Here is a 10,062-nt window from a genome sequence, read left to right on the forward strand (position 1 = left end):
CAGACTCAAGCGGAATCTTCATGACGACATCCGGGACGATCCCGATCGGCGAGCTCTCGCGCCAGACCGGCTGCAATATCGAAACCATCCGCTATTATGAGCGCATCGGCTTGCTGCCGTTGGCGGCCCGCCGAGGCCGCTACCGCAGTTATGGAGGGGGCGACGTGCGCCGGCTTGCGTTCGTCCGCCGCGCCCGCGAGCTTGGCTTCCCGATCGAGGCGATCCGGGCGTTGCTGACGCTTGCTGAGGGTGGCGCACAATCGTGCCAGCAGGCGCACGACCTCGCGCAAGGGCATCTGACGGAGGTGCGCGCGAAGCTAGCCGATCTCGAACGCATGGCGGGAGTTCTGGCCGAGGCCGTGCTGGCGTGCGAACGCGGCGACAATAGCGGCTGCCCGCTGCTCGAAGCGCTGACGGACGGCACTCCGGCTCACTGACCGACGAGAGACTGCACGCCTCACCTTTGCTTGAGCTTCGTGCGTTTGGCGCGTTGCACAATCATATGCCGCGCGCATCTCCGGGTTGGAGGCGGGGCGGGTGGCCCAGGTCCAACCGCTGGTCTTCGCTGGGCGAGTTTGCGTACAGCCTGCTCCGCAACGCCCCTTTGTCCGGAAAGAGGGACGGCCTCGGCCGGCTACTCCGCCAGTCTTGCCAACGAGGCGCTGAAGCCACACATCCCGGCATCGGATATTCCAGCGGCCCTTCTTCGAACGACCATGGATAGCCAGTTAGAAGCTCGTCAATCGGAGCAATCCGCGACCTTGTATCAACCTCAGGGTCGTTAAATATGAGGCAGGGCGTAAAAACCTTGCAGGTCCGCGCTAGCACCTTTCCCGAGGTCAAGCCCATAAGGGGAGAGTTTCGGGAAGACCATGAAGCGGATGGTCGGAATTCGAAAGGGAGGCCCCACGGCCTCCCTTTTTTTGATTTTCCCCCAGGATACAATCGCCGGGCAGGATGCTGCTCGGTTCCGGAGGTCGATCCGGGAGGGGGAAGGCCTTCCCCTGACGGCCAGCCGCGTCTGGCCGTACCCCTTCTGCGGGCGCTCCGCCCCGCAACGCCCCGGAGAGGAATAGGGCGGCCAGTTCGGCGGTTGAATCCAAAACGTCATATATGACGTGTTATTCACGATAAGAAATCAAATATGAATGTTAAAAGTTCAACGCCAGCTTTGCTTCGTCATGCTCGAAGGCTGTTTCGAAGCTGCGGGCCTGGGCGCCAGTTACCCCTACCTCGCGAAAGGCGTCTCGCCAGCTTCCGGCGATGCGTGCGGCCATCTCCCGTATCATCGTGCGCGCATCGCCTTCCTCGATCTCGAAGAACTCGCAAGCCGAGAGCGCAAGCGCGATGGAGCGGTCATGCGCGCCACCTTCCAGGATGGCGGTCTCGAGATGCGGGTTACGATCCGGCGCCGGGTTGACGTCGAACATTGGCGACAAGCGCCATTGGCCTTTGCCGACATAGAGAAAGCCGTGATTCTTGAGATGATCGTCCTTGTTGGAGACGAGGATGGTGAAGATCAGCCGCTGGAACAGCTCGCGGAAATCGCGCGACGGGTCGGCCGCATGCCCGCGCATGAAATCGACGATCTCGGTGTAGGACCCGAGTTCCGTGCCGCGCTTGGCAAGCGCGGTGCGCGCGGAAATATAGGGAATCCGGGCATTGCCCTGCCGGTCGAACCGGCGCAGCAACGCCACCGGCCAAGGGGTATCGGCAAGGACGAGACGCACCTCCGGAACCGCGATGCCGCACAGTTTGGCAAGGCGAAGCGTCGCCACTTCGACGCGCTCGACCGGCTGCTGATCTAGCACCGAGGTGAACTTGGCCAGCCAGAGATGCTCGCCTTCGCGGACATTGGCCTTGGGGCGCGCGCCGCCCGAGCCGCCGGCGCCGGCCAGCGCCTGCAAATCCTCGGCAGAGATTTCATTACCCTGCTCTTAAGCGCGCGCGATCGCCGTAATCGCGGCAAGGTCGATGAGGCGGGGCACCGCGTCGGCGGCGCCGCCGGTGATCACCGCGCCGGCATCGTCGAGAAAGCGCAATGCCCCCTGGCGGCAGGCATCGTCGGACAGGGTCAGATATTCGAACTCGCTCAGGCCATTGCCATAAGCGCGCTCGAGCAGTCGCCGGCCCCAACTGTCTGGTGCTGCGTCGGCGAATGCGCCCCCAAGCGCGTCGCGCGCTTCGCCTTGCTGGCCCGAATGATGATAGGGGCCGCTGTCGAGCGGCATGTCGGGCGAGAGCGCGAACCGGCGCGGATCCTCGATCCAGCCAGCATCATAAGCGAAGCTCGAATATTGCCGCGGCCCATCACGCGTGAAGCGCAACTGCCCGACCGGCACCAGCGCCTCGCCTAGCGCCACCTTTGCGCGGTAGTCGGTCATCAGAAGGCGAGGCCGTCAGCGTTGCTGTCGCCACCCTCCGGCGAAGCCGAATCCTTGTCGCCTTGCTGGCGAGGAATCTTCGTAGAGCGGCGGCGGCCACGTTGCGGAAGCCGTTCATTGCTCAGGGCCAGGCCAAGATCGTCGTGCCGGACATCGAGCAGGTCGGCGAAACGTTCATTGAGACCGAACACGACCATGACGTCGGCGAGCGTGCCGATCCCGACTCCCGGTTCCCCTTTTTCCATCCGGATAATCGTGCTGGTCGAAGCGCCGGCGCGCACGGCAAGGTCGCCGATCGCCATGCCGCGGCGAAGGCGCGCGGCCCGCAGATCCTTGCCGAGCCGAATCAAGACCGACCGGGTTTTTGCCGAAGACATGATAACAATCCAGATATGACGTGTTGTATCCTATAAACTGCCACATATGATATGTTACCAGATACGTAAAGATCGATTTTCCGGTCGCGTGTCGTCCTGATTGCGGAAGTGCCAACGCACTTTTCGGCACGCAAACGCGCGCGGCCATGGTCTGGAGCCGCAGATCATAGCCGCCGATTTTCGCCACAACGATCCGAAAGGGGAAGGCCTTCCCGTGACGGCCAGCCGCGTCTGGCCATACCCCTTCCGCGGACGCTCCGCCCCGCATCGCTCCGGTGAGAGGAAGAGGGCGGCCGTTCGGCCGTGACGGGTCAGGGCCGGGAGAGAGTCTCCCGGCGCCCGTCGCGGAGAATTTCCATGGCCACTGTCCTCAACCATTCCCCCGCGCCGCCGCCGCGTACTGCGCCCTACAAGGTCGATATCTCGAGGGGCCGGCGCATCGGGCGCGTCTCGTCCGAATGGTTCTCGCGCCCCGATGACGAGCGATATCTCTCGTTGCGCGAGCTGCACGCCGCAACCCTGGCGCGGGCGAAGCGCGCCACCACCCGGACGATCGAGACGCGCGAGGTGCGGGTCGAGGCGAGCCGCGACAATGCCGAGCGCCTGGCGCTGATCGTGCCCGGCCGTGACGAACCGGTCGCGCCGACCCATTGGTCGTTCGGGCAGCTCGCCAGCCTCGTCGGCGCGCCATCGGGCTATCTGCGCCAGCTCCCCGCGCCGCTTGCCGGCATCAATCTCCAGCACGGGCTGCTCACGCATCGCGGCGAGCTGATGAAGACGCTGGAGACCGAGGACGGGCGGACCGAGCTGCGTGCGGTGACCGGCCCCGACTATGGCCGGATCTGGGACCATGAGCTGGTCGAGGCCGTCATGCGGATCGCCGGCAACGGCACCGGCGACACGCGCTGGAAGGTGCCGGGGCTGCTCGACTGGTCGACCATGACCCATAACCCGCATGTCGAGGTGACCAAGGACACCACCACGCTCTATGCTAGCGACCGCGACGTGTTCCTGTTCCTGGTCGATGATGCCCATCCGATCGAGGCGGGCAGGTTGCCCAATGGCGACCCTGACCTGTTCTTCCGCGGCTTCTACTGCTGGAACAGCGAGGTCGGCGCAAAGACACTCGGCATGGCCTCCTTCTATCTCCGCGCGGTCTGCATGAACCGCAACATCTGGGGTGCCGAGGGCTTCGAGGAGATCAGCATCCGGCACAGCAAGTTTGCCGCCAACCGCTTCGCGCACGAGGCGGCTCCGGCGCTGGAGCATTTCGCGACCTCCTCACCGCAGCCCTTCATGTCGGGCATCCTTGCGGCGCGGCAGCGCATCGTCGCCCGCACCGACGAGGACCGGCAGGACTTCCTGCGCAAGCGCGGCTTCTCCAAGGCCGAGACCGGCAGGATCACTGCGACCGTGCTCGACGAGGAGGGGCATCCGCCCGCCTCGATCTTTGATTTCGTCCAGGGGATCACTGCGCTCGCGCGGGACAAGCCCCATCAGGATGCGCGGCTCGATCTCGAGGGCAAGGCCTCGAAGCTCCTGTCCGCCGTCCACTGACCGCCGACGCCGGGGCGCGACGCGCCCCGGCGTCTCCCACATCTGCTTTCACAGGAGGCCATCATGGCCGATCGCGTTTCCGTCGCCCTCACGCTGGGCGGCGCCATTACCGATGACCAGTATCAAGAAGTCACCGCCCTCATCCAGCTTGAGGGGCTGTCGATCGAGTGGGGCGGCGCGCCGTTCGAGCCCGGCCATCGTACTCGCGGGGAGCCGCTAAAGCTCTTTGCGCACGAGGTCGCCTGGGGTCGGGTCGAGCCGGTCGAGGACTGGTGCGTCGCCAACCGCGTTCCCTTCGCGCGCTGGTCAGGCGGCTATGCCGGATCCTGGGGATCCGAGCGCGTCGTCTATGCCGGCGCGGGCGAGCCCGCGTCGTTCGTCGCCGACGAGGAGGACCGCATTCTGGTGGACCGCGAAACGGCGCTGCAGCTCGGCTCCATCGAAGCCGTGATCGGCCATTTCGACGCAGCCGATTTCCCAATCCCGCCGCTCGTCGTGGACGGCGACCCATGACCCTTCCGCGTCGCTCGTGCATGGCGCAGCTCTCCTGCCTCAAGAGGTAGAGGGCTGCGCCGCTCCCATGGCGGAGTGAAGGCCGGGAGAGAGTCTTCCGGCGCTCCGCCATGGAGAACTGACATGGCGAAAGCCCTACCCAAGCTCGTCCTTGCGCCCGCGCAGGGGATTCCCTTCAACCAGCTGGTCCTGTCCCAGGCCAATGTCCGCCGGGTCAAGAACGGCGTCACCATCGAGCAATTGGCGGCGGACATCGAACGCCGCGGCCTGCTCCAGGGTCTCAGCGTCCGGCCGCTGCTGGACGCCGAGGGCCAGGACACCGGGACCTTCCATGTGCCGGCCGGCGGCCGGCGCTTCCGCGCCCTTGAGATCCTCGTCAAGCGCAAGCGCCTCGCCCCCGACGCGATCGTCCCCTGCGTCGTCAAGCCTGCCGACGCGGCTGTTTCCGCCGAGGAGGACAGCTATGCGGAGAACACGCACCGCGAAGCGCTCCATCCGCTCGACGAATTCCGCGGAATGAAGAGCCTTGTCGACCAGGGCGGCGAGATCGAGGATGTCGCCGCGCGCTTCCACGTCACGCCTGCGGTCGTGCGCCAGCGCCTCAAGCTCGCCTGCGTGTCGCCGGCGCTGCACGAGGTCTATGCCGCCGGCGGCATGAGCCTCGAGCAGTTGATGGCCTTCACCGTCTCGGACGACCATGCCCGCCAGGAGCAGGTCTGGGAGCTGGTGCAGAGCCATCACAACCAGTCCGCGCATTTCATCCGCGCGCGCCTCAACGAGACCACCGTGCCGGCGCGCGATCCGCGCGCGCTGTTCGTCGGCATCGACGTCTATGTCGCGGGCGGCGGCTGCGTGCTGCGCGACCTGTTCGAGGAGGATCGCGGCGGCTGGCTGCAGGATGCGGCCTTGCTCGACCGGCTCGTGCTCGAGCAACTCGGCGCCGAAGCCGAGCGCATCCGCGGCGAAGGCTGGAAATGGGTCGAGGCTATGATCGACCTGCCCTATGGATTCCAGCACGGGATGCGGCCGATCGAGCCGATCCACACGCCGCCGACCGAGGCCGATCTCGCCGAGGTGGCGACGCTCCAGGCCGAGGCCGACGCGCTCGAGACCGAATGGGGCAATGCCGACGAGATCCCGGACGCGGTCGACGCGAGGATCACCGCGATCGACGAGCGGATCGCCGAGCTGGCCGGCGGCAGCTGGAACTACGATCCCGCCGACATGACGATCGCTGGCGTGTTCGTGACGATCGACCGCACGGGCGCGCTCGAGATCGAAGCCGGCTGGGTCCGTGCCGAGGATGAGCCGGTGGTCGAGCCCGAGCCCGGAGAGGTCGGTGACGACGCCGAGGTCGGCCAGGGCGACGGCGAGCATCGCGGCGAGGGTGAAGGTGGGACGGCCATCCAGCCTGAATCGGCGGAAGAGGAGGATGAAGGGCTGAAGCCGCTGCCCGACCGCCTCATCTCCGAGCTGACTGCCGAGCGCACGCTCGCGCTTCAGGAGGCGATCGCCGGCAATCCCAAGGTCGCCTTCGCTGCGGTGCTGCACAATTTCGTGCTGGCGACCTTCTACTATGGCCGGACCGAAAGCTGCCTGACCGTCAGCCTGTCCAAGGTCGGCTTCGGCTTCCAGCCCACGGGCATGAAGCACAGCCCGGCCGCGCTCGCGATCGACGCCCGGCATGCGATGTGGAAAGAGCGGCTTCCGCAGTCGGACCGCGACCTCTGGGACGCGCTGCTCCAGCTCGATGCTGATGCCCAGGCCGAGCTGTTCGCGCATTGCGCGGCCTATGCGGTCAATGCGCTCTATGAGGTCGCGCCCAAGTACGACAATGGCCGCATCTCGGCGCACATGGTCGATCGCCGCCTGGCGCACAGCCACATCCTCGCCCGTGCGGTCGGTCTCGACCTGGTCGCTGGCGGCTGGAAGCCCACCGCCGACAATTTCTTCGGCAAGGTGACCAAGGCGCGGATCCTCGAAGCGGTGACCGAGGGCAAGGGCGCCGATACCGCATCGCTGATCGACCATCTGAAGAAGCCGGATATGGCGCGCGAAGCCGAACGGCTGATGGAGGATGCCCGCTGGCTGCCCGAGCCGCTGCGCACGCCCGAGCTGCCGGCCCAGGCCGAGCTACTGGGCGGTGCCGTGGCCGAGCTTCCGGCGTTCCTCGCCGAGCCCGGCGAGGGTGAGGGCGAAGCGCCACTGGCGATCGCCGCCGAGTGACTTCTGGGAGCGGGGCGCGTTCGCGTCCCGCTCCCCCTTCCAGCCTCAGGAGCCTGTCATGGCAATTCCCGACGCGCATCGCGCCAATTTCGACACGCTGCTGCGCGCGGCTGCCGACGGCAATCTCGCTTTGCTCGAATGCACCGACGCAGTCTCGGGCGAGCCGCGCTGCGTGCTGTGCGCGGTCGGTTTCGACGACGGCGCCTATTGCATGACGCCGTTCGGCCATCTCGCCGATGGCAACCCCTTCGATCTCTATCGGCCGCCCGCCGATCCGGCCCATCCCGCCGGCTGACCCCAATCTTCGCGCGGGCGCGCCGATGCGCCCAGCCCCCAAATCCTGGAGACCGACCATGAACCTGCCGATTCTCGGCGGGACGCCCCTCGGCGCGCCCGCTCGTTCCTGTCCCGACACCGCCGCAGCCGATGCGTGCCACCGCGCCGCGCTTATCTTGCTGCCCAACCTCGAACGCGGCGCACCGATCGACGCCCGACTGCTTCGCCGTGCCATGGAGGAGGCCTTTGGCGCGAGCGATGCCGAAGGCGCCTGGGACTGGAAACAGGCCTACGACAGCTGCGAAGCTGCCGAGATCCTGTTCCTGCGGCGCCATGGCCCGGCGATCCTCGATCCCGCGCGCGATCCGCAGGGGTGGCTGCGCCTCGTCGAACGGGTCGCGGCCCTTGCGCCGACGCACACGCGCCGTTCGCAGGCCGGGCAGGCGATGCAGCAATTCTCGACTCCGCCGGGGCTTGCCCTTGTCGCGGCCATTGCAGCAAGGATCGGCGCGGGCGAGCAACTGCTTGAGCCCTCGGCAGGGACCGGCATGCTGGCGATCTTCGCGCAGCTGTTCGGTGCGCGTCTCGCCCTGAATGAGCTGGCCCAGGCGCGAGCCGCGCTGCTCGATCGTCTGTTTCCGGATACGCTCGTGACGCGTCACGATGCCGCACAGATCGACGATCGCCTCGATCCCGGCCTGATACCGGACGTCGTGCTGATGAACCCGCCTTTCTCCGCGATGGCGGGGGTCGAGCGCCGCATGCCCGGAACGGCGCTCCGGCATATCGCATCCGCGCTTGCCCGGCTTCGTCCCGGAGGACGATTGGTCGCGATCACCGGCGCGGGCTGCGCGCCGGACTCACCGGCGTGGCGCGACGCGTTCGTCGCGCTCCAGGAGCGGGGCCGCATCGTCTTCACCGCGTCGATCGCCGGGTGCGTCTATGCGCGCCATGGCACCACCACCGAGACCCGGCTGACGGTGATCGATCGGTTGCCCGCCGACGTGCCGAGCGACTTCGCCCCCGATCACGGCAAGGCACCGGACCTCGCGACCCTGCTCAACTGGGTGCTGGCGTCGGTGCCGCCGCGCCCGGCAACGGCCGTGGCGCCGGAGCCCCGCCCGTCCGCGATCAATGCGCGCGCGACATCGGGACGGTCGCCGCGCCTCGACCTCGTTGGCGCCAAGCCGGATGATGCCGACGCCGAACCGCTCGACTATGCCACGCTGGACTGGCGGCCCGACACGGTGCGGCTGTCGAGCGGCATCTACGAACCGTTCGAGTTGCAGTCGATCCGAATCCCGGGGGCTCGGCCGCATCCGACAGCTTTGGTCCAGTCCGCCGCGATGGCGTCAGTCGCTCCGCCGAAGCCGTCCTACCGGCCCGTGCTGCCCCGGCGCCTGGTCGCGGACGGCGTGCTGTCCGATGCCCAGCTGGAGTCGGTCATCTACGCCGGTGAGGCGCACACAGGCTTCCTCGCCGGAGCCTGGAGCGTCGATGCGACGTTCGACACGATGACCGCCGTTGCGGAGGATAACGACGCCGCCATCCGCTTTCGCCGCGGCTGGTTCTGCGGCGACGGCACGGGCGCGGGCAAGGGCCGTGAAGTCGCCGGCATCATCCTCGACAACTGGCTGCAGGGTCGGCGGCGGGCCCTCTGGGTATCGCTTTCCGACAAGCTGCTCGAGGACGCGCAGCGCGACTGGCGCGCGCTTGGGCAGGAGCCGCTTCGCGTGACGCCCTTGTCGCGCTTTCGCCAGGGCGCGCCGATCCGTCTCGGCGAGGGCATATTGTTCACGACCTATGCGACGCTCAGGAGCGAGGAGCGGGGCGGCAAGGCCAGCCGCGTGCAGCAGATCGTCGACTTTCTCGGTCCCGACTTCGACGGCGTGATCGTGTTCGACGAGGCACACGCCATGGCGAATGCCGCAGGCGGCAAGACCGAGCGCGGCGACCAGGCCGCTTCGCAGCAGGGACGCGCCGGCCTCCGCCTGCAACGGGCACTTCCCAAAGCACGCGTGATCTACGTCTCGGCGACCGGTGCGACCACGGTCCAGAACCTCGCTTATGCCGAACGGCTGGGCCTCTGGCTCGGCGAGGATTTCCCCTTCGCGACCCGCACCGATTTCGTCTCGGCGATCGAGGCGGGCGGCGTGGCGGCGATGGAAGTGGTCGCGCGCGACCTGAAGGCGCTCGGCCTCTACTCGGCACGCTCGCTTTCGTTCGAAGGCGTCGAATATGAGCTGCTCGAGCATCCGCTGTCGGGCGAACAGCAGCGCATCTACGATGCCTATGCCGACGCCTTCCAGGTCATCCACAACAATCTCGATGCGGCGCTCCGGGCCGCGAACGTCACCGGCGCCGAAGGCACGCTCAACCGCCAGGCCAGGTCGGCGGCGCGCTCCGCGTTCGAGAGCGCCAAGCAGCGCTTCTTCAATCATCTGATCACGGCGATGCAGACGCCAAGCGTCATCGCCAGTATCGAGGCCGATCTCGATGCCGGGGCGAGCCCGGTCCTCCAGATCGTCTCGACCGGCGAGGCGTTGATGGAACGCAGGCTCGCCGACATCCCGACCGGGGAGTGGGGCGATGTCGAGATCGACATCACGCCGCGCGAATACGTCTAATGTTGAGCTCAACATTACACGGCTTCTTTGCAGTCGCAGTTTATGTCGAGCGTGGCGGCGGTAGGCGCAGGTTTCCTTCGGTTTTCCATGATTTCACTCCAG

Annotated in this window: 9 protein-coding genes; 6 read left to right on the forward strand and 3 right to left on the reverse strand. The window is 67.0% G+C overall.

Annotation, left to right across the window (positions count from 1 at the left end; genetic code table 11):
- Window positions 1–20: 20 nt before the first annotated feature.
- Window positions 21–437: a MerR family transcriptional regulator gene (locus BGP17_RS23305; RefSeq protein WP_286713864.1), complete on the forward strand. Its 417-nt coding sequence runs from the start codon at window positions 21–23 to the stop codon at window positions 435–437.
- A 714-nt stretch (window positions 438–1,151) separates the two neighbouring features.
- Here BGP17_RS23305 and BGP17_RS23310 read toward each other — a convergent pair.
- Genes BGP17_RS23310 through BGP17_RS23320 form a run of 3 tightly spaced genes read right to left on the reverse strand, consistent with a single transcriptional unit; the run spans window position 1,152 to window position 2,761 of the window.
- Window positions 1,152–1,907 (reverse strand): type II toxin-antitoxin system HipA family toxin, encoded by a 756-nt coding sequence (locus BGP17_RS23310; protein WP_286713865.1) that lies wholly within the window; start codon window positions 1,905–1,907, stop codon window positions 1,152–1,154.
- 30 nt (window positions 1,908–1,937) lie between these two features.
- Window positions 1,938–2,384, reverse strand: a complete 447-nt coding sequence (locus BGP17_RS23315; protein WP_286713866.1) for a HipA N-terminal domain-containing protein — start codon at window positions 2,382–2,384, stop codon at window positions 1,938–1,940.
- Window positions 2,384–2,761, reverse strand: coding sequence for a helix-turn-helix domain-containing protein (locus BGP17_RS23320; RefSeq protein ID WP_286713867.1), 378 nt, complete (start codon window positions 2,759–2,761; stop codon window positions 2,384–2,386). Before BGP17_RS23320 ends, BGP17_RS23315 begins: the two co-directional genes overlap by 1 nt.
- Window positions 2,762–3,118: 357 nt before the next feature.
- On the opposite strand from BGP17_RS23320, the gene BGP17_RS23325 reads away from it, so the two are divergent.
- The 5 genes from BGP17_RS23325 to BGP17_RS23345 all read left to right on the forward strand — a co-directional run bounded on the left by BGP17_RS23325 (window position 3,119) and on the right by BGP17_RS23345 (window position 9,960).
- Window positions 3,119–4,318 (forward strand): DUF932 domain-containing protein, encoded by a 1,200-nt coding sequence (locus BGP17_RS23325; RefSeq protein ID WP_286713868.1) that lies wholly within the window; start codon window positions 3,119–3,121, stop codon window positions 4,316–4,318.
- Window positions 4,319–4,381: 63 nt separating this feature from the next.
- Window positions 4,382–4,831, forward strand: a complete 450-nt coding sequence (locus BGP17_RS23330; protein WP_286713869.1) for a hypothetical protein — start codon at window positions 4,382–4,384, stop codon at window positions 4,829–4,831.
- 123 nt (window positions 4,832–4,954) lie between these two features.
- Window positions 4,955–7,057: a ParB/RepB/Spo0J family partition protein gene (locus tag BGP17_RS23335; RefSeq protein WP_286713870.1), complete on the forward strand. Its 2,103-nt coding sequence runs from the start codon at window positions 4,955–4,957 to the stop codon at window positions 7,055–7,057.
- A gap of 58 nt (window positions 7,058–7,115) precedes the next feature.
- The gene (locus BGP17_RS23340) at window positions 7,116–7,352 is read left to right on the forward strand and encodes a DUF6117 family protein (protein WP_286713871.1); all 237 of its coding nucleotides are present in this window, start codon (window positions 7,116–7,118) and stop codon (window positions 7,350–7,352) included.
- Window positions 7,353–7,410: 58 nt separating this feature from the next.
- The gene (locus BGP17_RS23345; protein ID WP_502688453.1) at window positions 7,411–9,960 is read left to right on the forward strand and encodes a strawberry notch-like NTP hydrolase domain-containing protein; all 2,550 of its coding nucleotides are present in this window, start codon (window positions 7,411–7,413) and stop codon (window positions 9,958–9,960) included.
- Window positions 9,961–10,062 lie beyond the last annotated feature (102 nt).

This window comes from Sphingomonas sp. 67-41 (assembly GCF_001899725.1).
Taxonomy (GTDB): Bacteria; Pseudomonadota; Alphaproteobacteria; order Sphingomonadales; family Sphingomonadaceae; genus Sphingomonas; species Sphingomonas leidyi.